The organism is Promicromonospora kroppenstedtii DSM 19349, from assembly GCF_000515355.1.
In the GTDB taxonomy this organism is placed as follows: Bacteria; Actinomycetota; Actinomycetes; order Actinomycetales; family Cellulomonadaceae; genus Promicromonospora; species Promicromonospora kroppenstedtii.
Genome location: NZ_KI911621.1, coordinates 15577 through 40715, shown reverse-complemented (window position 1 = coordinate 40715; position 25139 = coordinate 15577). Strand labels below are relative to the sequence as shown.

Genomic DNA, 25139 nt, shown 5'->3' with positions numbered 1-25139 from the left:
GGGCTTCCGCACTCTGAGCGGGCGACGGGAATCGAACCCGCGTAATTAGTTTGGAAGCCTTGCCGGGTGGCGATCGGATGATGCTGGCCAACCGGCCGAAAACGGCGGCTGACCTGGTCTTATTGTAATGCTGGAGTGGGTTCGCGTGGGGTCGGGACTGGCCCTTATTGGCCCTAACTAGGGCCAGCTTGGCGGGAGTTAGGGCCAATAAGGGCCAGTCTCGTCAGGCCTGCTTCGCCAGGAGCGCCAGTGGGTCGCCCCGACGTAACACTCAGTCCGGCTGGGCGGTTCGACGCTAGGTTGGCGGCCGTGAGCGACATGCCAGCGAAGATCGTCCCGCCCCTCGATGAGCTCGACTTGTCCGGCGTCCTGGTTCGAACGGACTACACCGACGATGCCCGCTTCCAGGAGGTGCTCGCCGACGCTCGCCAGCAAGTTGGGCCGAATAGTACGGACAGGGCAAGCCTCCTGGTCGTGGAGGACCCGCGGTTGGCCCGAATCACTCCTGCGAGAATCCCGGAGATGGTCGAGGTGGAGGATTTCGTCTTCGTCGCGGACGCGCGGTCGATGCTCGACAACACTCTCCTCATCGTGGATGTCTTCAACGCTTCCGAGACGTACCTAGCTACGTTCAGAATCGTCCCTGAGGCTGTCCTCGCGATTGAGGTGAACCTTGTCTTGGCGAACCTCGACTTCATCGATTTCCTGGAGGTCGTGGACCCCGATGGGGTCTTCCGAGAGTCGTTCGGCTAGGCCGCTGGCGTCACCGCAGGGGCGCCATCCCACTACCGGGGAAGGCGGCCATTCGCATGCTCCGGGAAGTCTGCTCAAGCTCGTAGGGGGACTCCACCGCGCGCCCCTTCGGCGCCACGGCAGCACGGGCAAAGTCGGCGAGCCGCGATGGCGGACGAGTACGTGGCTGCGTGCAGCGCGACTGACACGGCGGCGAGACAGGCACGGCTGCACGGCTAGGGCAGTCGGGCGGATGGACAGAAGGTCCCGCGGACCGCCTCGGGGAAAGGCCACACGCCTCTTGCAGATCGAGGCGCCTAGAGCAATTTAGCCCGCTTTGGGTGCGGGCTGCACACCTCGTGCTGAGGAGGTGTGCGGCGTATGGCTGTGACGATTGCCGTGATGTCGGGCGGGGACGGGTACTCGTACTTCATGAGGTCGGTCGCGGCCGGAGATGGCGACCGGTCGATGAGTACCCCGTTGACGCGGTACTACACCGAGACGGGCACGCCGCCCGGCCGGTGGATGGGTTCCGGTGTCGCGAGCCTGGGCTCGAACGAGCTGGGGCGTCTGCTCGTGGGGGACATGGTGACCGAGGAGCAGATGGCTCGGTTGGCGGGCAAGGCCCTGGACCCGATCACGGGGGAACGGCTCGGCCGCGCCTATCCGGTGTACGGACCTAACGCGGGCGGTAAGTCTCGGCGTGCGGTGGCGGGGTATGACTTCTCGTTCGCGCTGCCGAAGTCGGCCTCGATCTTGTGGGGTGTGGCCGATGCCGGGGTCCAGGAACAGATCGTGGCGATCCACCACGTGGCGGTGGCCGAGGTGTTCGCGTTCATGGAACGCGAGCTGGCCGCGACCAGGACCGGGGCGTCTGTCGCTGGGAACGCGACCAGCGCGGCAGGGGAGGGCGGCGCGGTGGCGCAGGTCCCGGTGACCGGGTTGATCGGCATGGCGTTCGATCACTGGGACTCACGGACCAACGACCCGCACCTGCACACCCACGTCGTGGTCTCCAACAAGGTCAAGACCGTCCTGGACGGGAAGTGGCGGTCCCTGGACGGGCGAGGGCTGCACGCCGCGACGGTCGCGATGTCGGAGCTGCACGAAGCAATCGTGATGGACCACCTGACCCGCACCTTGGGTGTCGGATGGGAGCTGCGGCCCAGGGTCGGGCAGGGCCGCAACCCGGGCTGGTCGATCAAGGGCGTGCCGGATGATCTGCTGGTGGCGTTCTCGCGCCGGTCGGTACAGGTCAACACTCGCGCTGACGAGCTGATCGCGGAGCACGTCGCGAAGTACGGGCGCCGCCCCAGCCGGCCCACGATCAACAAGTACCGGCAGCGGGCCAGCCGGGAGACCCGCCCGGACAAGACGCACCACTCCCTGGCCGATCTGGCCAGAGCGTGGCGGCTGCATACTGCCCAGATCCTGGGCCGCGACCCCGGCACGTGGGCCAGCGACCTCGTGTCCAAGGCGCCGCCTCGAGTGCTGCGAGCCGATGACGTCCCGCTGGACCTGATCGACGCCCTTGCCCAGACGGTGGTGATCGTGGTCTCGGAGAAGCGGCCGACGTGGCGGCGCTGGAACCTGTACGCCGAAGCGGCCCGGCAGACCAAAGCCCTGCGGTTCGCCACCGCTGGGGACCGGATGGCCGTGCTCGCGGCGATCACGGACCGGGCCCAGGGCGGCTCGGTGCTGTTGACGCCGCACGACCTGGCCGTCACCCCCGAGGAGTTCCGCCGACCAGACGGAAGCAGCATCCTGCGCCCGAAGGACTCAGCCCTCTACTCCTCACAGGCCCTGCTGGACGCCGAGGCACGGCTCCTGGACTGGGCCGGCACCCGAACGGGCCCGACCATCAGCCTGGACGCTGTCGAGCACGCCATCACCACGGGCGGTCCCGGTGAGCGGACGTGGGTGGTCTCGGGCGAGCAGGCCGAAGCCATCGCCCGTGTCGCTGTCTCGGCACGACAGGTGGACCTGTTGGTCGGCCCAGCCGGGGCCGGGAAGACCACCACCATGCGCGCGCTGCGCGCTGCGTGGGAGCACGAGCACGGGTCAGGGTCCGTCGTTGGGCTTGCGCCGTCTGCGGTCGCAGCGGCGATCCTGGCCGAAGACCTGGGCATCGGATGCGAGAACACCGCCAAGTGGCTCCACGACCATCTCCACCAGGGCGCTGCGTTCAGCGCGGGACAGTTGGCCATCGTCGATGAGGCCACGCTCGCCGGGACCCTGACCCTGGACCGGATCACGGCGCACGCGGCCGAGGTGGGGGCGAAGGTGCTGTTGGTCGGTGACCCGGCCCAGCTACAGGCCGTCGAGGCCGGCGGAGCCTTCGCGCTCCTTGCCGCTGCCCGCCAGACCGAGGACGGGGCACCGGAGCTGACCGAGGTGCACCGGTTCACCCATACGTGGGAGAAACACGCCTCCCTCGCCCTACGCCACGGACACGACGAAGCCATTGACGCCTACCTTGAGAACGGTCGGGTCCGTGACGGGGACGCCCAGGCGATGGTCGAGGTCGCCTATGCCGCCTGGCAGGCCGACTTCGCAGACGGCAAGGACTCGGTTCTGGTTGCCGGGGACAACGAGACCGTGCGGGCCATCAACGAACGTGCCCGCGCCGAACGACTCCAGACCGGAACCACCGAACGCGGCCGGTCCGTCCGTCTCGCCGACGGACTCCAAGCCTCGGCCGGCGATGTGGTCATCACGCGCCGCAACGACCGCCGCCTTCGAACTAGGAGCGGATCGTGGGTGCGCAACGGCGACCGGTGGACCCTTGTTGAGGTCCGCGACGACGGGTCGCTCGTCGTGCGGCGGCCGGAGGTCAGGTACGGCAACACGATCGTGCTGCCCGCCGCTTACGCCACGGAGCACCTGGATCTCGGCTACGCCGTGACCACCTACCGCGCCCAAGGCCTCACGGTAGACACGAGCCACTTCATCACCGGGCCGGGCATCACCCGGGAGCACCTGTACGTCGGCCTGACTCGCGGAAGGGAGAACAACACCGCCTACGTCATCACCGACACGCCACTGGAGATCACCCCGGACGACTACGAAGACCCCACACCCCGGAGCATCCTGGCCAGGATCGTCCGCACGGTCGGAGCCGAGAAAGCCGCCACCCAGGTACGGCGGGATGAGCGCGAGCGGTGGGGATCGATCGCGCAGCTCGCCGCCGAATACGAAACCTTGGCCGGGGGCGCACAGCGGGACCGCTGGACCCGATTGCTCCACCACAGCGGGCTCTCACCCCGGGGCGCGGACCAGGTCATCACCGCCCCTGCCTTCGGCGCCCTGACCGCCGAACTACGCCGCGCCGAAGCCGACGGCCACGACGTCGACCACCTGCTGCCCCAGCTCGTCGCTCAGCGCGGCCTGGATGACGCCGACGACCCCGCAGCCGTCCTGCACCACCGCCTCGTCACCGCCACAACCCGACCCGTCCGCAACGACGGGCTGACCATCCGACGGCCCGCACCCCGCCGGATCGCCGGCCTCATCCCGGAAGCCACCGGGCCGATGACCGACGAATACCGGCTGGCGCTGGCGCAGCGGGCGGTGTTGATCGAGCAACGCGTCACCGATCTCGTCCAACGCGCTACGAGCGACCACGAACCTTGGCGTGCGGCGCTCGGCCCCGAACCAGGCGACACCGGCGCCCGACTCGCCTGGCAGACCGCCACACGCATGATCGCCGCTTACCGCGACCGCTACAGCATCGCGAGCGCCGCACCACTCGGTAACGAGGCAGTCGACACCGATGCACAGGCTGTCGATGCGGCGCGTTCCGCCGCGGCCCTACGTCAGGCGTTTCGATCCCAGACCACGCACGGCCGACGGCCCGGCGCGACCCGGCGTGAGGAGGGAATCGGAATGTAGTGCGTTGGTCCGCCGTGGCGATCGCAAGGACCTCGCAGCGCTCCCGTCTGGTGCATGGTCCGTGCAAGCGGTTCAGAGTTGAGTTCTGCGACTCGATCGTGGACCTCGATGGGACGGCGGCACGTTGCCTCAAGTTCACCCCAGGTTCCCCGCCCTCGCATACAGGCCATCTGGCAGCATGCTTGCGTGGCAATACGCAGGACGATGAGCGAGCGGCCGTTGCATGACGATACGACTCCGACGAGAGCGTCGCTCGGCTCTGTCTTGGAGGAGATTCGAGACAGTCGGCCACGACAGATCTCGCAACTTCGTGAGCTGGAGGAAGGTGCGAACCTCGCTTGTCTGGTGGCATCCGGCGCGCTTCGGATGTCCCGTTCAAGCGGTTCGTGGCACGGCCTTGCCAGGATCAGCTGATGTCCGTTCTGGCGCATACCACGGTGCGCACAACCATGCGCCCGCCTCGGGTTGCCGTACTTTTCCGCGGAGATGAGAACTGGCGTCGATGGGCACGCCTAGCGCTCCAGGCCGTGAGCAACACATGGGCCGGTGGAGGGCATCTCCTTGTCCCGTACACTCCAGACGGTTCAGTCAGCAGGCGAATGCTCCAGATCGTCGAGCACTTCGACCCCGACCATGTCCTGGGACTGCAGCCAACTTACGGTGAGCTTGACTGGGCGCTGCCCGGCGGGCTCCAGGTGAGGATCGACAGCGCGGAGAAACTGAACCCGCCTGGCATCTTGCGGATCAGGGGTGAGATCGCCGGCCAGTCCGTAGAGGATGACGATCCTGCCCAGGAGACGGCCAGGGAACTTCTAGGACGCTGGTGTACGCCGTTCCTCGATCCTGGCATGGCCGGTGAGCCTCTCCTGTGGTCTCTGAGGGACACAACTATTCGAACGAATGGGTCCTCAGAACTTGTGTCGGCTTCCCTGCTTTTCGAGGACGGAGTGCCGTCGCACGTTGCGATTCCGCTTTCGTGGGAGTCGGATGCGGCGCTCATCGCTGCGAGTCGTCTGGGGATGGTGGCTGAGACCGACGGAGAACGAGACGAACCGGCGCCGCGGGTGCTCTTGCGCGACTTCATGAGAGATCAGCCAAGTTGGACTCCGGACGACGCGCTCTGGGTGGGCGAGCCGGAAGGGACCGTTCGCTCTCGGTTCGACGTGCTGGATCAAGGCGTAAAGCCTCTCGTCAGGCGAAACCGGCGCGCGGGAGCAAGCGGTGCGGTTGTGGTTGGTGACACGGCCGAGGACTTCGCGCTGGCACGCGCATATGACCTGTTCTGTGGCACCGGGCTCTGGCTGCCGTCGTCGATGTTCTCCGACGAGGAGACCTTCAAGGCGACCACGCTGCCCATGGTCATGGACCGGCACCGTCAGTTCGCAGATCCGTCGAGGTCGCCCGGATATGTCTCGGCGTCGCTGAGCGACAAGGAACTCGGCGAGTACCTTCGACGCCTGGACGACGGGTTGCCGAAGATACTGATGAATCCGCCGAGCCAAGCGCATGGTATTGCGCGGACAGACTTTCCCGATGCCGCGGCGTCGCATACGTTCCGTGCGTTCGACGAGAACGCGGACGCTCCCGCCTCTGTCGCAGTTGAACGCGATGAGGACGGCACCCTAACGATGGCGACGCGGTTCGCTATGCCGAGCCCGAGTGAGAATGGGTTCTTCGGCGGGCTGCCGGCATGGATCGTGGACTTTCGGTTCGAGGACGGTGCCATGCCGGTTGGCAGGGGAATCGGTCCAGAACGTCTCCTGGTCAGTTCGCCGGGGAGTTTTCCCGACTCTGTTGTGCGCAGCAGCCAGCACGGCCTTGCCGTTGAGGCAGCGTCGTTCGGGCTCGTCCAGGCCGGAGCCGTGATGTCCGGCCGGCTTGCGCATCCCAGGCTCGCGAACCTCGGGATGCTGTCGTGGGCCCGGGCGATGGCGGCCGTACACGGGTACGAGGTTCGGCACTCGACTCCGGGAACGAACGCGGAACTCGTGGCACGCCGCCTCGGATCCCGCGCGGCGCTGACCGAAATCGTCGCTGGCCCGATGCATCCGGTGCTGAAGTTGTTCGCGGTCCTCGACGAGTCGGACAGGCAACGCAAGAAGCGGTACGCCGCAATGTCCCCCGAGGAGCGAGCACGTCAGCCCCGTTGGGTTGGTGCCGACTCCTTCGTGACTTTCGACGACATGTTCCTCGCACACGGGGCTCCCACGGACGATCCGGTGCGAGGCCTGGTTGACACCCTGCTTCGGGCGGACCTGATACGGCGCGGTGCGATCCTCAAGTGTGAAGAGTGTGTCCGCTGGTCGTTCGTCCCGGATGAGCAACTCGGTCGGGGCTACGAGTGCCCTAGGTGCAGCGCGCGCAATCTCCTAACCTCGGCCCGATGGGAACGAGGTCGAGAACCGAAGCGCTACTACGACTTGCACAACGCATTCCGGCAACTCCTCACTGAGAACGGGGACATCCCGCTGTTCGCGGCGGCCCGCTTGCGGGCCCGCAGCCACAGCGGTCGGTATGGCGACGTCGGCGAGCTCGAGTTCTGGAAGGGCGACGACCAGGTGGCCGAGATCGACCTCGTTTCGCACGCCAACGGCCGGATCCTGGTTACAGAGGCCAAGACGTCCGCCGGTTTTGACGGGGCCCAAAAGCAGAAGAAGGGCACAGCGCGGAAGATCGCGGAGGTGGCGAGGATTCTTCGGGCGGACGCTGTCGTTCTCGCAACTGACAAGACCACGTGGCGGGAGTCGGATATCGGCCTTTTGAACGATGCGCTGAGCAAGCGTTTTGCAGCGCATCCCGCGCCCACCGTCCAGATTTCGGATTCTCTCGGGCCGACGATCGAGCCGCGCGGCTAGCGAAGTGGGGGAACGTTCGGTTCTGAGTTTTCAGAGGTCCCATTCTGATATGCGTGCTTCGTTGGCATCTCGAAGGGCCGTATTGGAACGGCTGTAAGAGTCAACAGACGTGCTCAGGCGCCAGATCGGTAGGCCTCAGCCGGACCGCATAATCAGATCCATCTCGAAGGGGCGATATGTCGACATTGCGAACGGAGGCCGTCCCCGACGAGATGAAAGCTGGGGCGCGACATCTTCGCGAACTCGCCGAACTGCTGGTCGAACCTTTCGCGGTCGATGCCCCACATGTTCAACGAGGCTCGCCCGCCGAGGCTGAACTCGCAGATCGCCGCCTCGACGGTTCGTGGGGCAGGCCCACGTTTGAGGTCGTTCATCAGGCCGCTTTCCACGTCAACGTTGCTGCCGACCACCTCTACGCGATGTCAGCAGTCATACTTGCACGCGAAACGGTGCTGGCCGTCTCATCTTTGTCCCGTACGGTTCTTGAATCCCTCGGTGTCTTGAACTGGTTATATGAACCGGGAATTGACGTTAGGGAGCGAGTAAGGAGACGCTTTAACATCCGGCTCCTCACACTCGGTGAACAGCGCAACCTCGTGCGAGGATTCATAACGACTGATGACCCCGAAAACTATGCGGCGACGGCCTCGTTGGAACAGAGTGCACGCTCGATCTTAGCGATAAAGGCCGAAGCGGCGCGGTTCGGATTCGATTACCAATTCCGGAAGTCGCGTATCCCAGGTCTTCAGCACGCTCGCTTTCTGGGAAAACGTCTCCCAAGTGATCAGAAGCTCATTGAGGCGCTGCTTGTCGCATCGGAGGTCACGGAACCGGGCATTGGGTTGACAATGCACAGAATTACGTCAGCTACGGCACACGGGCAATCGCATGGTTCCCGGTTCTTCATGCTCGAAGCCAAGGAATCGTTTGATCCAGGAATTGGTCTTGTGCAGATGGGCCTTAGCCTGAACCATTTTTCAGCTCTGCTTGGGGCGGTGTTCCTAGGCCTACAAAACGTGTGGATCCGGCTACGCGACTACTACGGGTGGCCCGACGAGCCTTGGTTGACTCGCATGCGAGCGGCGAACTCCACATACAACGAGTGGCTGGATGTCGAGAGGCGGGCAAACGCTTTGGCAGGAGCGCGCGAGGGAGAGCAATGAGATCTGAAGTCGTGGTCGCGAGACCTCTTTTGCCGCGCGGCGGCCACCAGCAGCTCCCAGTCCGCGTCCGTGTGCGCCGATCCGATGTGCTCGATCGAGCGTGACCTATGGTGCCGGGAGTGCACGATCTGCACTGCCGGCCGGCTTCACGGTCCGCACGTACGCCACGACGAGCACGATAGGCCGCCGATTTAGTGCGGGCCAACGAGCCCACCCACAGACAAACCCGCAGGTCACCAAGTCACGCCCTCAGCGAACCCCGAAACGTGTCGCAAGTCAGGCACTCGATTAACTCGCGCCAGGACAAGCCTTCAAGAGAGTTCCGCAAGCGCATGCGCAAGAGTTTCCTCACCCATCCCGGGACGCCATGTCACCACCTTCACGCGGTCCGTATAGTCCGTTACTCTTCCGTCCTCGATCCACTTGGGAACTTCTGCATTGGTGATCACCAGCAGTGCGTTAGGCCCGACGGTGTTGCCGTCCGATCCAAGGATCGGCTCCGCTATGTCATTAGTCATGTGGAGCAGCGGTCGTGGCCCGGTCAAGTTGGCGCGATACTTCAAGATGATTGCGACAGAGCCACCCACAATCGCATCGATACCGCTATCGACTGGGCCCGACTCGACCTGAACGTCGCTAGCCACCCGGCGCAGCGCGCCCATGACAGCCTGCTCGTATCGGAACCCGTCCATAGCGACGACGGCCCTGCGGGGAGCGGTCGGCGCCTCGTAGATAGCCTTCTCAAGGATCTCAGCCGCCGTCTCCGCGCGACTCTTGCCCCCGTTCGATTCGTCAGCATCCTCGATGCTTCGGATGACTCCAGCAACAACGCGGCGGCTGAACTCGGCCTCGTTGTCGCCGACCTTCAGCCGATGGAAAACCTGCCCGCTCAGCGCTAAGTAGGTGAAGGCTCCGCCGACGATGAGAAGGGCCACACTGCCGGCCTCGTTCGTCGTAGCGAAGACGGCGACGCCGCCGCCGCAAACGGCCACGGCGCCGACTGCGCCGGCGGCAATCCGGGGAAGCCAACCCAGGCCGCGCTCACGCTCGTGTTCTGTGGCCATGGCGAGATCCTTCCGCGCTGACCGTTGATGAGATTCCTGACGAAGTCCTATTCGAATCGGAAGCCAAAGAGCCCTCCCGAATCAGACTCGTCGGTGAGTCGTACGTTCATCATGTAGGGCTCACTATCGAAAGCACCTTCGCTTTGATCCTCGACCGAGGCGAGAAAGTCAGAGTTCATAGTCACGATGTACTCGAACCCGTACTCTTCCGCTAGCCGCGCGCCGATGTTTAGACAAGAGGCGACCTGCCTCCCGTCGATAGCATCAAATAGATGGCTGTCATGAACAAGCAAACGCGGCGCCCGACCCGCCTCGATCGCTGCGATCGCACAAACCATGTCGAACATAAACGTCTCGACGCTGCGAACGCCCGTACTAGCGTCGCCTGAAATGTGCGGGTCGACGCCTAGAAGGCCCTTCGCTGTCGGTGTGACAAGCAGAGAAGCGTCGCGGTCCGTGTAAATTTCCGCGCCGAGGGCGCCGAACAGGGATATGGAGTGTTCGAGCCTGTCGCCTCGCTCATTTATCTCCGACCGAACCGATGCAACAAGCTCTGCTGTTCGCAATGTGATTGTGTCATTGATCGTGCTGATTGAATTTGCTGCCTCAAGCCGTCTCTCAAGGTCCGCAACATCCGCCTCGTGACTGGCAAGGTCACGCTGAACCGCCACGAACGTGTCGAGCGCGACGGTCTCTCTAAGGAGTCGCAAGATTTGAGACCTCTGGTCATCCAGGGCTCGACGTTCTGAATCAAGAGCGCTTAAGCGCGCTTGAACCATCTCAAGTTCTTGCTCCAGGAACGAGCGCCGGTTTCGGACGACTGACTCATGGAATGTTTGGACTTCATCGTAGCGACGGCCGACGGCGTCAGGAAGGACTAAACCGATCTCCGCGTATACGCGGGCAAGTCTCGTCGTGAGCTCGGTGTCCGAGCGGGACACGACCTCCGCACGCACAGTCTCATCAAGCTCGCGCGATCGCCGTTGGAGAGCCAACGCCTCGTCGTTGAGCTTCTGTATCGAGGCAGTCAGCTCATCAGCGTGCTGCTGGTGCTCCGAATACTGTTCATCGACTCTGAAAGACTTCAGGTCGGTTTGCGTCCGATCACGTTGACGGCGAGCAGCCGCAAGTTGCGCGCGAAGCGCTGGCTCATCGAGCGAAAGATGCGCGATTGCGCCCTCGCGCACGGCGGCACGGATCGCTTTGCCCTGCTTATTAAGACGGTATACGTCGCCAGCTCTACCCAGGATCTCTGGTGACAATCCGAGCATGAATCCGATCTTTACGCCGGTCTCCCAGTCGGTTTCGGTTGCATGTCCCTTGACAGGATTGCTGAAGCTTGTACGAATAAGTTGCGCCCAAAGTTGGCCAGGAGTTGGGCGCGTAACATCGGCAGGAATGCGAAAAACGTGACGAGATAGGAGATTGCGCCAATCGTCCATGTGCATATCCGACGATCTACCAACCAACGTCCATCCCGACACCTGGACTCGTGCTGCGGGTGAGACCGCTCGGCTAACCCTGACAACATCCTCGCCATCGCCGCCTGCTGCGGGGAGACTAAGTACGGCAATGAACTCGTGATCCGAAAGTGCTGGTGACTTGAACTCCGGAGGCAGTTCACCGCCTAGAAGAAAGCGAAGAACTTTCACAAAACTTGTTTTCCCAATGCTGTTTCTGCTGTCGCCCTGCGCCGAAGCGTCAGCGCGATCAGCAACAAGCATATTAAGGCCTGCGTGAAAGCGGAGATGCTTGAATCGTTTGTCAGACGCGTATAGTTCCCTAAGAAACATGGGCGCGCCTAATGTATCCACCCTCGGAGGTATCGACCAATCTCATCGCGTACAGAGCCGCCAGCGCGAGCGAGAACCAGTCAAAGGTGATTTTGCCCCTCTTAGATGACGAGCGGTCGCGAGCGCTAAATCGCTCCCAGAGCGTTGAAATTGACATTGGGTCGCGCAGTTCTTCAAGGATCTCAGATCCGACAGTCATGAGGGCGCGCTCGGGCGAAACGCCCTTAGTGGGCAGCAGCACCAGAACCCTCCTCGTGTTCAATGGCTTGGGGTGGCATCTCAAATATGTGGCAGGAGTCAAAGAAGTACGAGACGACCGCGAACGCCGCGTTCGCGCGCTTTCCGTCCATCCGGAAATTCGGCCCCGCGATCGAAACGTACAGCCGCTCAAGGATCTCGGCCGGTACGCTCGTAACCGCCCGGGCCGACTGGTATAGAGAACGAAATCTTTCCCCATTGGCATCATAAACTCCAGGATCAGAAAGTTCGCCGTACCATCGGTCGATTCGCAGAGCGAGGCGCCTGCCTGCGTTAAACTCTAGCCGGCTATGCTCGGGCAGCTCGTTGTAATCCATTTTGGTCATGGGTACGGGAAGCACCGCATAATTGGTGTCGATCGCCGCGCTCTCGGCCCCTAAACTATCAAGCAATGGAACGAGGTCTGCGAGTTCCACGTTCTCAATACCGGGCGCGCCCGGAAATACTTCGTTGAGAACTTCCAAATCAAACGTGCCGACGACATCCTTCCAAAGGCGTTCTTTATTAATGTATCGGATGTTTAGTGGTCTATTTGTTGCTGGTCCATGCAGGACCTGAATCTCTGTAATTGCTCTTAGCGCTTCCGGACCTACTGGAGCGTTCGTCACAAACTTCCATGTGTGGAAAGAGTCCCACTCCGAGAGTCCGCGTGCGAAATCAGTTCGGATCTTCGTGGCTAGTTCACGCTCAGCGAGGCGTCCCGGCCTTTGGCCATAGCAAGCGTAGAAGATGCTTCCCGACTCGGCGAGACCGTCGCAGCCGCCGTCCCCCAGGCTTCCAGCTGGTGCTGGATTGACATAGTCGTCGTGATACAGCTCTAGGACCTTAGACACATAGTCCTCAAATGCGGTGCCCGACTTAAAACATTCCTGCTGGTGGCGGAAGTGATACCAATCGCGCCAGTTCGGCGTCAGTAGCATGTCACCTCCGTCGGCATCCTTGTTCGATCTGCGAGGTCGCTCGCCTAGACTAGCGTCCTGACAGCTTGCGCCGACCTTCCGGTGCGGGTGAGTTTGGCCATGTATGAGTGCAGGTCGTGGGAGCTTTCTCTACTGTCTCAAGGCGTGCTTGCGGTGCTCTGGGCCGTCCGGACGGCGGGGGACCTCCGCGCTCCGGGGGTGTGCGCGCTGCGCGCAACAGGCGCCCACCCACCCATCTTCGCCGCTGACCTGCTGGACTTACTGTCCATTCAGGCCGCGCGTACGACATCTGCGATCTCTGCGGCGATCTCCGCGATGGTGCTTGTGACGGTGTTGCGGGCGATCTTGTCGACGAGCGATGGTGACTGACGAGCGATCTCGTCGCGAGAGATCTCGTGCCAGACAGGCAGCATCCGCTGCTCTCCGCTGACGCTCATTCCCACGATCCCGTCGAGCTCATACTGCGGCCAGCCCTTGGCGAAGAAGTGCTTCGACAGGACGACGACGCCGAACGTGCTGTGGGCGAGACCGTAGTCGATCTTCCGGCGCAGGCTGTCACCGATCCTCAGCTCGCCCTTGTCGAGCCACGCCTTGACGCCCAACTCGGTCAGTTCCTTGTAGAGCGGCTCGGCCACAGCCTCCTTGTCTTCGCTCGCGTGCGAGATGAAGACGTCCCACGTCTCACCGTCGTCGTCTGGTACGACCGGAGCTCGATCGTGTTGGATGCCGGCCAGTGAGGGCAACGCAGCACTTCTGGCTGTCGGCAGAGAGGGGGGCTCGACCTCGACGGAGTGCCGCACGCTTGTCGCTCGGAGCCCAGCGAGATCGATCGTCAGGTACCACGTTCCGGTGCGAGGCACCACTATGCGGTGCGGGCTCTTCTTCACCAAGCCACCGATGTATCGGTGGTTCCTGCCAGCCTTGTACGCGTTGAAGTTCGTGCTGTCCATGAGGCGAACGTTGGCGCCCGTGCTCAGCTGGACGACGATCGTCGCCCCTTTCCTGAGCCCATTCCATTGGTACTTGTAGAAGTTCACGGCAACGCCCTTCCGATCCGAAATCAGTTCATCGTGATGATGAGAGGAGTGTCCTCCGGACCACTGACATCGGCTCGGCACTGTAGGGGTGAACCTGCTGACTGCCTGCGGTCGCCCTCCCCAACCCCCGACCGCGGTGCCCACCACTACGGGGTCGTCGGTGACCACGATGTCGGGCAACGCCGCAATCGCCCGACAGTAGTTTGGCGTTGGAAGAGGGTCGGCCGGACGCTTGCGAGTTGGCCAGGGCTGACACGGTTCGTGACACGATTGCCACTGTGACACGCGTGGTGACACGGGTCCTGTGGCAATGAACGCCCGCGCTTGCGGACGATTGCCCATCCATGTGAGGCTGGTCCGGAGCCCTCCAGAAACGGCGAGACTCCGCCGTTTCTGAAGCTCACCAGGGCGATCGCGATCGCTTCGTCAGACGGCTCTGCGGGCGTCGAAGAGTTTCGCTTCACCGGGAGAAGGCCAGAGGCTCAAATCTCCTCGCCCCACCAGCAGCGCCTGTCTGACATGGTGGCGGCCCGGTCAGCCTAGAGCCTCCTTTTGTAGGCAGCGGTTGTCGCTTTTCGGTCGTGTTGGACGTACGTCTGCCCACTCAGGCCGTGAGTCGGTCGCGGATTGCGGCCTCGGCGCAACGCCGGATTGGAATGGCGACGTCTGGGAACTCGCCACTCTCAACATGGTGGAGGTACTTGGATGCCGCGGTGAGCACTGCTACGGCTCCGGAGTAGGTGTCGAGTACGTCGGCGAACTCGGCTTGCACCCTGGCAGCAACCGATGGTTGGAGTATCGCGGAGCACAGGAGGTGTGCGGCGTCGTAGCCGGTGGGTGCCCATCCCCAGTTTTCCCAGTCCAGGATGATCAGTTCCGGTGCGGTGAGGTTCCCGAAGTGCAGGTCGCCGTGGGACATGGCCATCTCGACGCGCTCGGGGTCGATCTTCGCCCCGAAGGACGCGAGAAAGTGGTTCCGGAAGGATTCTTCGCGGGGGTCTGCGCCCACGCGTTTGGTTGTGGTGATGCGTTGAAGAGGCTCCAGTCCGGTATGCAGCGCCTGCCACCAGCGGTCACCTAGATCGACGTCACGGTCGAGAACGAGTCCTGTACTGATTGCCTGCTGGCCGACGTAGGTGAGCAGGTCGGCGCGGACGACGAGGCCGTCGTCGGTCCAGACGTCGGACCGCAGGTGCTGGGGCATCGGGATGCCGGCGAACGGCTCACCTGTCGCCGTGGCGATGCCGTCCCACATGGTGTCTTCGGCGGCCCATCTCGGCTGTTCCGTGGTGAGCCTGAGCCAGGCCGGCCCAGACACGGGTGCGGCGATGGTGCGGTCGTAGAGCCCGTGCACGGTCTTGCCCTCGATCGTCACTCCGAGGCGGTCAGCGGCGTCGCGCAGGTAGGCGGCCAGCCGTTCGCGGTGCTCGTTGGTCATGTGCCTCTCCGTGCCGACGTCGATAGCCTGCTGGGGTGTTGATCGAACGGGTGGGTGTGGACCCTGGACTGGTGGCTGATCGTGGTGTGTGGCCGTGGACGGTCCCGGCGATCGGGCAGCTGTTGGACAAGGGCTTGGAGTTCGCCAGCGACATCGTGATCCTGGTCGGGGGTAACGGCACGGGCAAGTCCACCCTGCTGGAAGCGGTCGCCGAGCAGTACGGCATCGATGTGCGCGGCGGGCACAGCGGTCGTGACTACCCGATCAACCAGGAGATGAGCCCGCTGGGCAAGGTGCTGACCCTGGAGCGCACGTTGGCGGGCCGGTTCATGACCAAGAGCAACGCGACCGGGTTCTTCCTGCGGGCTGAGACAGCGCACGAGATGCTCGGGCGCATGACCGGCTACGGCGTGCCTGGGTATGGGAACGCGTCGTGGCAAGTCAGTCATGGTGAGTCCTATCTCCAGGCCATCGCTGGTCAGTTCAGCGGCCCTGGCCTCTATCTGCTTGACGAGGCCGAGGGGCCGCTGTCGTTCGAGTCCACCCTGCAGCTGCTGTACCGGCTTCAGGACTTGGTGACCGAGCACCGTGCCCAGGTCATCTATGCCACTCACTCACCTCTCGTGGCCTCCATCCCCGGTGCCCAACTCATCGAGCTGACCGAGGAGGGAATTGGTGAGCGTGAGTGGGAGGACCTCGCCTCGGTGAACCTGTGGCGCAGGTTCTTGCGCTCGCCTGGGGCGTTCTACGAGAGCTGAGGTCACTTGGTGGGTCCGCACCGCCAGGGGTTGCAGGGCTCGCCGGGCTTCTTGTAGTTCGGGGAACAGGTCTTGTCGTGCGGGTTGCACGCCTGCGGGTTACAGGAGGGAAACATCGGGTTGCACTTCGAGTTCGGCTGACAGTCCGGGCCACACCCCCACGCATGCGGCTCGGTACGACGGTCGAACTCCGCCCGCAGTTCCTGAGTCGCGACCGTGTGCGCCTGCCCATCGAGGATGTCGCTCAGGAGGGTGTCCTGGACGTTCCCAACCGGCATCCACCGCGTGAAGACGCACGGCCACACGGCGCCGTCGGGGCCGATCGCTACAACGCCGTCGCCGCAGCCGCCGCACAGCTCGGCCACCGTAGCGTCTCGGTCGCGGATGCCACGCCCGACCTGTCGGAGATGGTCTATCCCGACATTGGCCACTCCAAGAGCTTCCAGCTCCGCGGTCGCCGCAGCGACGTTCTGGTCGTCGAGCATGCCGATGACTCCCGCACGGAGCGGGACGCCGTGGGCGAGGGCCTTGCTGATGTTCGCGCGGGTGCGGGCGTGTGTGTTCCGGCCCGTGATCAGCTGGTGTTGGGTGGGGTCGCTCGAGTACCAGGAGCACGCCAGCCGCACCCCGGGGCGGGTGAACGTGTCCCACATGCGTGTCGAGACGTGGACGAGGTTGGAGAAGACCTCGACCTCCAGGCCATGGTCCAGGGCGTACTCGACCAGATCTGCGAGGTCGGGGTGCAGGGTTGGCTCGCCGCCGATGAACTGCACCATCTCGACGCCGAGGTCGGCGCACTGGTTGATCACGCCCAACCAGTCCGTGCGCTGTATGGCGCTATGCGTTCCGGTGGGGCCGGACTCGGCGTAGCAGTGGATGCACTCCAGCTGGCACTTGCCGGTGATCTCCAACCAGACGAAGTCCAGGCCGGTCGCTCGGGTGACGGCGGGTGGTTCGGTCGTTGCGGTCATCTGTTCCTCCAGGTGGTGTCGGTGGTGCCTGGGGGCGCGGGCCGGGACCAAGGGCGATGATCCCGACCCGCCTTGGCTACCCGCCCCGGGGGAGGCGGGCTCTACGGCGAGCGGTCCTGCGTGAGGCAGAACAGGGGTGCGCCCAGCCGCAAGATCAACGCGGACTGGTCGTCAGAGGGCGCTCAGCGGGAGTTCGAACCCAGCCCGCCCGTCATTGGTGAAGCTGCGCCACTGCGCACGGCGGCGGCCCTCATCCCCACGCGGATAGGGCAGCCCGGCCTCCAACGAGGCGGTCTCGATGGCGCGCATTGTGGCCCCAATCCCGGACGGGATCGGCGCATGCCGAACCCAACGACCGCCCCGCAAGGTCCAGACTTCGCACCGAGCAAGGTCCGGTCCAGCCCCGTGCCAGACCCGAAGCACCACAGGGCCGGGAGTCGTGCGTTCGGCGGTGGCGATCTGCGCGGCCAACGGTGACAACGCGCCATCCACTGCAGGCACCAGCGTGGCCAACACGGGGAGCACACCAGCCTGGTCAATCGTGCCGGTCGTCTGGTCGGCGGCGCTGCGCACGATCGCTGGCGCTTGTCCCATCGCGACGGAGCGATCGGCCCAGGCCAGCATGTCAAGATCGTTGATGCCATCCCCGACCGCGACCGCTGGGACGCCCAGGTGGGTGCGGACGACGTCGAGCGCGACGGCCTTGTTCACGCCCGGCGCGGTGATGTCTAGCCAGTCGGGTCGTTGCGGGGCGACGGTGACTTCCGTGGCGCGCAGGGCACTCATGTGTCGGCGGATCTCAGGCGCATTGAGCGCGATCCGGGTTGCGGGCCGTGCCTTCAGCTCGGAAATCTGGACTCTCTTCTGTTCGCCGTTCAGCTCGTCCGGATCAAATGCGCTGCTAGTCCGCCACCCCCATCCGACCTCCTCAACCGCGACACGCACGCCCGGTGCAACGTCCAGAGCTCGGCCGATGACGGGTGAGGGGTCAAAGGTGCGCGCCTCGACGACGTCGTAGCCCGACGGCGCGGTCCGATCCAGGTGAACCGTCAGGGCACCGTTGGAGCACACAGCCCACCCCTGCGTGAGCCCCAGCCTGGTGGCGATCGGCAGCAGCCCCGCCAGCGATCTGCCTGTGGCGAGCACGACTTCATGGCCTGCCGCACGGACCAGATCCAGCGCCTCGACTGTCCCGGCTGGAATCCGTCGATTGCTGTCTATCAGAGTGCCGTCGATGTCCAACGCCACCAGGTAACGCGGGGCGGTTCCGATTGCCGTCGCTGTCTGCGTCCTGAGGGCTGTATTTCGCATGCTCCCAGTACGCCAGGCCTGCCGCAGGAAAGGGAGACGTTCGGTGTCCGGCGAAGAGGGTTCGGTGTCCGGAACTCTCTGTCAGGCCGCCTGCTCGGCAAGGAGGAGAGTGCGCCGGTACTCGCTGCTCCAGCCTGCGGCCATCCACTCATCCGGCAGTGCGTCCAGCCCGGACCGCAGGTTGTCGACGGCATCAAGGTCGTTCCCGAGGGCGTGGTGCACCAAACCGAGGGGAAATTGCAGCCACGTCGGTGTGAGCCAGTAGGTCGACGGCGCCGCCTCGTCGCGTTCCGAGGACGCGATCAGATCTTCAGCAGTGTTGATCATCTGAGTCGCAGCCGAGATCTCGCCGAGCATGGCCATGCCCTGCGCTGCCTGGATGGCGGAGTCCGCACGGTGCAGATCGCCCGCACCCGGCGTCTCGTACGCGGCCTGGAAATGGCGGGCGATCCCTCGGGGATTCTGCCGGCGACGCTCCACGTACCCCCGGTAGTTCTTTGCCTGCGATGACAACGTGCCATCACCGATCTCATCAGCCATCGCCACGGCCCGTCGCAAGGTCTCGACGGCCTGGGCATCCAGGCGCGTCTGTGCATACAGCCACCCGAGGAACTGAGTCCATTCCGCGGCTAGACGACGCACCTCGACCGCGTACGGTCCTGTCGCGTCCTTCGCCAACGCTTCGACGGCGGAGCACTGAACAGCAGTCGAGGACACGATCATGTGCGGATCGACCACGTCGTCCAAGTGGCGTTGGGCAGCCAGGACCGCGGCCAAGGCCGCGACCGTCGCGCCGTCCACGCGTGACTGGCGTGCGGTCACATCGGAGAGTCGCGCTGCGTGTTCGTCGGCCACCGCGGACTGGATGACCATCCGAGCCAGTACGCCGTCGGCGCCCAGGACGTCATCCAGGTGAGCAGCCATGTCGGCGCTCGGGCGCATGCGCCCGTTCTCCAGTTCCGACACTGTGGACTTGCCGATGAACGACGCTTTCGCTAGGTCGCGCAGCGACATGCCGCGCTCGGTCCGGAGACGGCGCAGCGCTGCAGCAAATCTCGGGTCGACCACGCGCATGATCACTCCTGCTGTGTCTCGTTCTGCACCCACTCCAGGTACTTCTGGTGTCCGCCGATCACGGGTGTCACCAGCACCTCCGGAACATCGTAGGAGTGTTCACGCACGATGTACTCGGTGAGCCGGTCCGCGAGGGCAGCGGTCGTCTTGAACGTGACGCGCCATTCCTTGTCCTTCTGCACTGCGCCGTCCCAGCGGTAGACGCTCGTGATCGGACCTTCAGCCTGCGCGCATGCCGCAAGCCGTGCCTCGACAGCAGACGTGGCTAGGGCCTCGGCCTCTTCCACGGCATCGAATGTTGTAGCCACCTGCACGAACTCGATGTCGACCGGGTTGCTCGCCATGCAACGAGCGTACCCGCGTCCTCCCGCCGCGACGCCTCGCTCCGATCAGGTCCACGCCGCTCCTCACGCCCAGCCCTTCCACCGACCGGCGCGCTTCTCCCTGGCTCCGTACCGGATCTTCTTGGACAAGCCGTGCTCGGCGAGGTCGCTCAGGACAAGGTCCGAGGTCACCCGCTCTATGAGTCGACGCTGGCACCATGGTGTGAGATCCGGCAGGTCGCTTGCGATCTCTCGTGGACGCTCCACGAGATCGCGGATGAGCGCCCATTCCCGCAGACGACGCTCCGCGAAGTCGCGGCCTTGGCCCTGCGGCAGCAGGTCAACCCAGGTGCGCCCTTCGAGCTCGTCGACATACTTCAAGGCCTCGACGACGATCTGCCGTGATAATCCTTCTCCCTCGCCGGCAATTTCCTTAAGGAGCACACGTAGGTCCTCGTGCGGCACGGCATCCCAGTACACCCGCCACCGGTCGTGCTCATCGTCGACATCCACGTCTCCGGCACCGACCGCCTCAACGATCTGCCGCAGCAACGCCTTGCCATGCTCGGTCAATCCGGGAAGGTCCGACGATCTTGTCGACAAGCGAAGCTGCCTGCTTGGCCCGCTGTACCCGAGCACCACCGCTCGAACCCGCGCACCTATCGCCGGGAAGTCCTCGACGCCGCGGATCTTCCCATCCCGGATCGCTGGGACGTTCACGTGACCGAACTGGCCATGATCCGCGACCCAGACACCCATGCCGAACTGGTGATGGCACACCACCGTGGAATCCACGACGGCCCCGGACGGGATCTCGACCTCGGCAACGGGCGCGTGATCCCTGTCGTGCATGTCGACGCGAGGTCCGCTCGGTTCGGTCTCCGCGTCTTCGTCGGAGAACCGACCCCGTGCGTTCATCACGTGAAGTGCCGGCGCCGCGAGCTCACGGATCCGTCGTGCCCAGTTGGACGCCACGGGATCGCTACGGCCGAGGCCGGCGATCTCGTATCGAGAGACCATGATCATGGTCTGGACGTCCTTCAGCAGTTCTGCCTCTGCGGCGCTGAAGACGCTCCAGGACGACCATGCCCAGGGTGCCTCGTCATCGACCCAACTACTGATCGTTGCCCGCCAGAGCTCGCTGTCCCCTCCGCGGATGCCGTCGTCACCAGCTGCCAATGGTGCAAGCGCATCCATCAGACGGCTTCGCCCTCGCTGCTCAGCGCGTCGCCTGTCGGTACCGCCGTCATCGGTAGCGCCGTGTTTCTGACCGGAGTGCTCGCGATCAGCAGCCAACCGTGCGGCCACCGTCCAGGGGCCGTCGGCGTTCATGATCATCTGTACCTTCTCTCGCTCCGAGCACCGGCGGTGAGCCGGAGAGTACAGGGCCTGGCCGACGCTGGTCCGCTCCGCACGCGCCCGTGTTCAGACAGGCCGGCGCCATCACCGATGCGATCCCCGAGGAGTGCTCCGGGTTCGTCTACGAAGACAAACGTCACCGCCGTGGGGGACCTCAGGGCATCAAAGTGGTGCGCGCACCTGACCTGCACAGATATGTCCGCACACCCTGGTGTGCGGACATCTTGGTGTGCGCAGAGCGCGCGCTCGTTCGTCACCCTCGACGTATGGACGTGTACGTGGGCGCAGATCGTCCTGCAGAGGCAGGTGCAGATGTATGTGGGCTAACTCGGACACGCACGGTAGTGGCAAATCGCCACCACCGCGCGACCTGCGGGTTCGCTCCGGCACACCACGGGGTCAGAGGGGCAGCTGTCACGGTCCTTAGGGCTAATCCGGACAGCCGCGGTGGTGCCAATTTGGCACCGCCGCGTGACCTGGGGTTCTGCCGAACTGCGACGCGTCACTGTCTGCGCCGGTCGGGAGAACAAACCGGACAACAATGGTTCTGCCAAATTGGCAGGACCATACGACCTGGGCAGATGCGTCAGGCGGCAGCGCCGAAACTACTTGGTCCGGGTGTCGATGTCGGCTTCGGGCAGGGGCCGCCGCGCCAGAACGGCCGCCGCCCGATCGGAGGGTCAGGACGTGCCACGCGCTCGACGGACTTCAAGAAACAAACGGACAAGTACGGTCCCGCCGATTTGGCGGGACCGTACGACCTGGGCGAACGCCCCGGCGCCCAGTGCTGGATCTACCCCGTGCAGGCCTCGATGTAGACCTCCACCGCAGACCGTCGCACCACGACTCGTCGGCCGATCCGAGTTCCGGTTAGCCGCCCACGCCGCACCAGCTCCCCGGCCGTCCACGACGAGACACCGAGATACGCACCGATGTCCTCGTACGTCAGGTACGGGTTCTCAGGGTCGCCCGCCTGTTCGGCCCGGTAGCGGTCCAGCACCGATCGCCGCACTCGCAGCCGGCCACCGATCCGCGCACACGGCCCGACGCGCCCTCTACGCACCAGCTCGCCGAACCACCAGCGAGACACCCCCAGCACCTCGGCGGCCTCGGCCGCTGTGAGCAGGGGATCGTCAATAGCAAACGGCAGCACACCCTCGGTATCCATCTCTCGCTCCTGTCCGATCGCGGTCATCGACAGGTAGGTGTGCACCAACCTCCAAGCACCCGCCGCTGCCCGGCCCCGCGGAAGAGCGCCGGACAGCGGCAGGCCTAGGTCACCCGCTCAGCCCAGGGAACTCCACGACATTCGACGCCCGCCTCGCGGCCTGGATCTCGGCCATCCGTGCCGCCAGCCGCTCGTCGCCGTCGTCGGTGGCGTGCTGGTAGACCATGGCGGCGGCGACCGTCGAGTGCCCGATCCGCCGCTGCAGTTCGGCCAGCGTCGCCCCGGCCTCGGCTGCGCGGGTCGCCGCGAGGTGTCGCAGGTCGTGCCAGCGGAGTTCAAGAGGCGCCCCAGCACGCCTCTTGGCGCGAGAGAACATCGACGAGCGGTTCCCGCCGCGCACCGGCCGCCCGGTAGCCGTGGCGAACACCAGTGCCCGAGGACCAGGCCCGGTGTAACGGTCCAGGTGGGCCAGGAGGGCGCGGGCGGCTTCGGGCGGCAGGTGGACCTTGCGGCGTCCAGCGTCGGACTTGGGCGGGCCGAACGCGACGGGCTTGCCCGGCACGTCCACAAGCGTCTGCCGCACGTTGAGCCGCACACCGCCCTGCGGCGTCCGCTCGACGTGCTGGCGTTCGAGCGCGAACAGCTCGCCCGCCCGCAGGCCAGAATGCGCTGCGACGATCACCGCCGCGCGGTACCGCTCCGACGGCCCGTCGAAGGCTGCCGCAATCGCGTCCACGACGGTGTCACCGGGGACCACGCGTTCGGCCGGCCGGGTCTGGCCGGCGCCGCGGATGCTGCACGGGTTCGCCTCGATGAGCCGATCGCGCACAGCGTCACCGCAGATCGTCCGCAGCAGCGCGTAGGCGTGCGCGGCCTGGGTGCGGCCGGTCACCGTCCCAGCATGCCGCGACTCGACCAACGCGGCGGCGGGCGAACCGGCAGACCGCCACGCATCCCACAGCCGTGCCGGCATCCGTCCAGAGTCCCCGACCGGCAGGCCAGCCGCCCGCGCCCACGCCCGCACGTGCGCCGCATCGCTCGGCCCACCACCGCGGGCCAGCCACTCCGCAGCAGACTCCGCCGTCGCCACCAGCAGCGCTGCGTACCACTCGCTCACCATGGTGTGCGACAGCGAACGCAGGGGGAGTGTGCCGAGGTCGAGCTGCCGCGCACCGCCCGGGCTTGGCAGTGGCGTCAGGATCCAGCGCCGCAGCAGCCGCTCGTAACCGTCGAGGGTGGAGGGCTTGAGGTCGCGCGTGGCGAGCCAGCGCTGCGCATACTCCCGCAGCGGCACGTCGCCCGTCTCGGGCTCGCGGTAGGTGCCCTGGTAGACGTCGCTGAGCACGCGGGCCAGGGCCGCGTTCGCCGCCTTCTCGGACTCGAACGTGCCGATCGGGCGCCGCACGCCGTCGGGCCCGGTGTACCTGGCTTGCCAGCGGTTCGGGCCGCGCTGCCGGATGTTGCCGTAGGCGCGACGGATGCTGCGGCGGGGACGCTTGGTCATGCTCCGAGGTGTGCGCGCCTCGCCAGACGAGGCCGGCCGCGGATCGGGTGAAGCGGACATTAGGACTCCGGCTCCTGGCCCTGCCGCGAGCGACTTAGGGCCATTTAGGGCCAGCCGGCGCCGCTTCCAGCCCTCCAGAATGCACGAAGCCCAGGTCAGAAACACTCTCTGACCTGGGCTTCCGCACTCTGAGCGGGCGACGGGAATCGAACCCGCGTAATTAGTTTGGAAGACTAAGGCTCTACCATTGAGCTACGCCCGCAAGCCCGCGCTCGAAGCACGGTGCGGGCGTTACCTTAGCAAACCTCGCGCCCAGTCAGCGGCTCCGCCCGCGTGGCGCGCCTTGCCCGCGCCGCCGCGAACCGCACGCACCACCGGACCGCCGGCCACCTCAGGATGGCCGCGTCCCCTCCGGCGCCTCCTGGCCGACGTCGGTCCACACCTCCGTCATCTCCACGATGAGCCCGTCCCGCACGGTGATGAACGTCGCCACCTCGAAGTGCTCCAGCTCGCCGTCGGACATCCCCGTGACATGCGCACGGCCCGCAGCGCGGTCGCCGTCCGCCACGCAGTCCTCGAGCCGCAGGTTCTGGAAGCCCGGGTACTCCGCGTTGAGCCGCACCCACGCGTCGGCGCCGTAGGTCTCACCCGTATGCACGTAACGGCAGGTGAAGGCGGGATCCAGCAGGCTCGGCAGGTCGTCCCACCGGTGCCCGTCAATGACCTCCGCGAGCCGTTCCATGACCTCTTGAGCTGACATTCACGCAGCATCCCACGACGTCAGCGCACCACCTCTTGCCCCACCGCCCGGAACGCCTCCAGCGCCGTCCGCACGGCCAACCGCTCCGCATGATCGGGCCGCAGGATCGCCACGATCCAGCGCGCCGCGTCCATTCCGTGCACCGGCCGCAGCACCAGCCCGGCACCGGGCGCCGTCGAGTACCGAGGCAGCACTCCCACCCGGTCGCTCGCGGCCACCAGGGCCTCGATCAGCCGGTTGTCCCGCAGCCGCTGCGCCACCCGCACGGGCTGCCCCGCGGTCGTCTCGACCGCGATGCGCAGCCCGTCGAACGGGTACCCGAGCGGTACGCCGTACCACTCGTAGGCCACCAGGTCTCGCGCCGTGACCCGCGTCTTCGAGGCAAGCGGATGCCCCGCGCGCAGAGCAATATCCAGCGGCTCCCGCAGCAGGGCCGCCGTCACCAGGTGCCCCGCTCCGGCCGGCACGGGCCCGGTGAAGCTGTGCCCGATCACGATGTCGTGGTCGGCGACCATCTCCGAGTACTCGGACTCCGCGATGTCCATATCGGTGCACTCCAGCGTCACCCCCGTCGAGGCGAGCCGCTCCAGCACCCCCGGCAGCAGCACCGTCGCCGCGCTCGGCAGCGTCGCCACCCGCACCGTGCCCGACGCCGAGCCCATGAACTCGTCCCACCGCGCCTGCACCTGGGCGACCGTCCGGGAGACCTCCCGGCCGCCGTCGGCCAGGAGGCGACCCGCCTCGGTGAGCCGCAGGCCCC

At 65.3% G+C, this 25139-nt stretch carries 20 protein-coding genes and 1 tRNA gene; 5 read left to right on the top strand and 16 right to left on the bottom strand.

All coding sequences use genetic code 11. The features are described 5' to 3' along the window. Positions 1-318 precede the first annotated feature (318 nt). From PROKR_RS30535 to PROKR_RS32450, 4 genes are all read left to right on the top strand, one after another. Positions 319-753, top strand: coding sequence for a DUF6924 domain-containing protein (locus tag PROKR_RS30535; protein ID WP_425414857.1), 435 nt, complete (start codon positions 319-321; stop codon positions 751-753). A 360-nt stretch (positions 754-1113) separates the two neighbouring features. After that, complete coding sequence (mobF, locus tag PROKR_RS05245; protein ID WP_036960221.1) at positions 1114-4623, top strand: MobF family relaxase; 3510 nt, start codon at positions 1114-1116, stop codon at positions 4621-4623. A 599-nt stretch (positions 4624-5222) separates the two neighbouring features. Next, positions 5223-7478, top strand: coding sequence for a hypothetical protein (locus PROKR_RS05240; protein WP_036960219.1), 2256 nt, complete (start codon positions 5223-5225; stop codon positions 7476-7478). Between the two features lie 176 nt (positions 7479-7654). Beyond that, positions 7655-8641: a hypothetical protein gene (locus PROKR_RS32450; protein WP_157601894.1), complete on the top strand. Its 987-nt coding sequence runs from the start codon at positions 7655-7657 to the stop codon at positions 8639-8641. Between the two features lie 311 nt (positions 8642-8952). Here PROKR_RS32450 and PROKR_RS05230 read toward each other — a convergent pair whose 3' ends face one another. The 6 genes from PROKR_RS05230 to PROKR_RS05215 form a co-directional block, all read right to left on the bottom strand. Further along, the gene (locus tag PROKR_RS05230; protein WP_036960214.1) at positions 8953-9705 is read right to left on the bottom strand and encodes a hypothetical protein; all 753 of its coding nucleotides are present in this window, start codon (positions 9703-9705) and stop codon (positions 8953-8955) included. A gap of 47 nt (positions 9706-9752) precedes the next feature. Continuing rightward, complete coding sequence (locus tag PROKR_RS05225) at positions 9753-11498, bottom strand: ABC-three component system protein (RefSeq protein WP_036960212.1); 1746 nt, start codon at positions 11496-11498, stop codon at positions 9753-9755. After that, positions 11488-11697: an ABC-three component system middle component 6 gene (locus tag PROKR_RS38165; protein ID WP_425414856.1), complete on the bottom strand. Its 210-nt coding sequence runs from the start codon at positions 11695-11697 to the stop codon at positions 11488-11490. Before PROKR_RS38165 ends, PROKR_RS05225 begins: the two co-directional genes overlap by 11 nt. 25 nt (positions 11698-11722) lie before the next feature. Then, the gene (locus tag PROKR_RS32445; RefSeq protein ID WP_157601893.1) at positions 11723-12676 is read right to left on the bottom strand and encodes an ABC-three component system protein; all 954 of its coding nucleotides are present in this window, start codon (positions 12674-12676) and stop codon (positions 11723-11725) included. A gap of 269 nt (positions 12677-12945) precedes the next feature. Beyond that, on the bottom strand, positions 12946-13713 hold the full coding sequence (locus tag PROKR_RS05220) for a DUF1883 domain-containing protein (RefSeq protein ID WP_036960209.1): 768 nt from the start codon (positions 13711-13713) through the stop codon (positions 12946-12948). Positions 13714-14317: 604 nt separating this feature from the next. Next, a complete protein-coding gene (locus PROKR_RS05215; RefSeq protein WP_036960206.1) occupies positions 14318-15151 on the bottom strand; it encodes a phosphotransferase in 834 nt (277 codons plus the stop codon). A 35-nt stretch (positions 15152-15186) separates the two neighbouring features. On the opposite strand from PROKR_RS05215, the gene PROKR_RS05210 reads away from it, so the two are divergent. Beyond that, a complete protein-coding gene (locus tag PROKR_RS05210) occupies positions 15187-15909 on the top strand; it encodes an AAA family ATPase (protein WP_051432692.1) in 723 nt (240 codons plus the stop codon). A 2-nt stretch (positions 15910-15911) separates the two neighbouring features. On the opposite strand, the gene PROKR_RS05205 is transcribed toward PROKR_RS05210, so the two are convergent. The 10 genes from PROKR_RS05205 to PROKR_RS05160 all read right to left on the bottom strand — a co-directional run. Then, positions 15912-16880 carry a radical SAM/SPASM domain-containing protein gene (locus PROKR_RS05205; RefSeq protein WP_157601892.1) on the bottom strand — a complete coding sequence of 323 codons (969 nt, stop codon included), beginning with the start codon at positions 16878-16880 and terminating at the stop codon, positions 15912-15914. Positions 16881-17051: 171 nt separating this feature from the next. Further along, a complete protein-coding gene (locus tag PROKR_RS05200) occupies positions 17052-18128 on the bottom strand; it encodes an HAD family hydrolase (RefSeq protein WP_245605709.1) in 1077 nt (358 codons plus the stop codon). A gap of 144 nt (positions 18129-18272) precedes the next feature. Then, positions 18273-19265 carry a helix-turn-helix domain-containing protein gene (locus tag PROKR_RS05195; protein ID WP_157601891.1) on the bottom strand — a complete coding sequence of 331 codons (993 nt, stop codon included), beginning with the start codon at positions 19263-19265 and terminating at the stop codon, positions 18273-18275. Positions 19266-19267: 2 nt separating this feature from the next. Beyond that, on the bottom strand, positions 19268-19609 hold the full coding sequence (cutA, locus tag PROKR_RS05190) for a divalent-cation tolerance protein CutA (protein ID WP_036960203.1): 342 nt from the start codon (positions 19607-19609) through the stop codon (positions 19268-19270). Positions 19610-19672: 63 nt separating this feature from the next. Continuing rightward, on the bottom strand, positions 19673-20926 hold the full coding sequence (locus PROKR_RS30530) for a hypothetical protein (RefSeq protein WP_157601890.1): 1254 nt from the start codon (positions 20924-20926) through the stop codon (positions 19673-19675). A gap of 814 nt (positions 20927-21740) precedes the next feature. After that, positions 21741-22160, bottom strand: coding sequence for a helix-turn-helix domain-containing protein (locus PROKR_RS05180; RefSeq protein ID WP_036960201.1), 420 nt, complete (start codon positions 22158-22160; stop codon positions 21741-21743). Between the two features lie 64 nt (positions 22161-22224). Next, positions 22225-23619 (bottom strand): site-specific integrase, encoded by a 1395-nt coding sequence (locus PROKR_RS05175; RefSeq protein WP_051432688.1) that lies wholly within the window; start codon positions 23617-23619, stop codon positions 22225-22227. A gap of 191 nt (positions 23620-23810) precedes the next feature. Further along, positions 23811-23881, bottom strand: a tRNA-Gly gene (locus PROKR_RS05170). A gap of 129 nt (positions 23882-24010) precedes the next feature. Beyond that, positions 24011-24379, bottom strand: a complete 369-nt coding sequence (locus tag PROKR_RS05165) for a nuclear transport factor 2 family protein (protein ID WP_084800252.1) — start codon at positions 24377-24379, stop codon at positions 24011-24013. Between the two features lie 20 nt (positions 24380-24399). Continuing rightward, the coding region (locus PROKR_RS05160; protein ID WP_051432686.1) for a substrate-binding domain-containing protein at positions 24400-25139 on the bottom strand (740 nt) is incomplete at its 5' end.

Bases quoted from the DNA above. Each gene is read 5' to 3' on its own strand.
- PROKR_RS30535 (WP_425414857.1), top strand. From the start codon at position 319: ATGCCAGCGAAGATCGTCCCGCCCCTCGATGAGCTCGACTTGTCCGGC.
- mobF (WP_036960221.1), top strand. From the start codon at position 1,114: ATGGCTGTGACGATTGCCGTGATGTCGGGCGGGGACGGGTACTCGTAC.
- PROKR_RS05240 (WP_036960219.1), top strand. From the start codon at position 5,223: ATGCTCCAGATCGTCGAGCACTTCGACCCCGACCATGTCCTGGGACTG.
- PROKR_RS32450 (WP_157601894.1), top strand. From the start codon at position 7,655: ATGTCGACATTGCGAACGGAGGCCGTCCCCGACGAGATGAAAGCTGGG.
- PROKR_RS05230 (WP_036960214.1), bottom strand. From the start codon at position 9,705: ATGGCCACAGAACACGAGCGTGAGCGCGGCCTGGGTTGGCTTCCCCGG.
- PROKR_RS05225 (WP_036960212.1), bottom strand. From the start codon at position 11,498: ATGTTTCTTAGGGAACTATACGCGTCTGACAAACGATTCAAGCATCTC.
- PROKR_RS38165 (WP_425414856.1), bottom strand. From the start codon at position 11,697: ATGACTGTCGGATCTGAGATCCTTGAAGAACTGCGCGACCCAATGTCA.
- PROKR_RS32445 (WP_157601893.1), bottom strand. From the start codon at position 12,676: ATGCTACTGACGCCGAACTGGCGCGATTGGTATCACTTCCGCCACCAG.
- PROKR_RS05215 (WP_036960206.1), bottom strand. From the start codon at position 15,151: ATGACCAACGAGCACCGCGAACGGCTGGCCGCCTACCTGCGCGACGCC.
- PROKR_RS05205 (WP_157601892.1), bottom strand. From the start codon at position 16,880: ATGACCGCAACGACCGAACCACCCGCCGTCACCCGAGCGACCGGCCTG.
- PROKR_RS05195 (WP_157601891.1), bottom strand. From the start codon at position 19,265: ATGCGCGTGGTCGACCCGAGATTTGCTGCAGCGCTGCGCCGTCTCCGG.
- cutA (WP_036960203.1), bottom strand. From the start codon at position 19,609: ATGGCGAGCAACCCGGTCGACATCGAGTTCGTGCAGGTGGCTACAACA.
- PROKR_RS30530 (WP_157601890.1), bottom strand. From the start codon at position 20,926: ATGATCATGAACGCCGACGGCCCCTGGACGGTGGCCGCACGGTTGGCT.
- PROKR_RS05175 (WP_051432688.1), bottom strand. From the start codon at position 23,619: ATGACCAAGCGTCCCCGCCGCAGCATCCGTCGCGCCTACGGCAACATC.
- PROKR_RS05165 (WP_084800252.1), bottom strand. From the start codon at position 24,379: ATGTCAGCTCAAGAGGTCATGGAACGGCTCGCGGAGGTCATTGACGGG.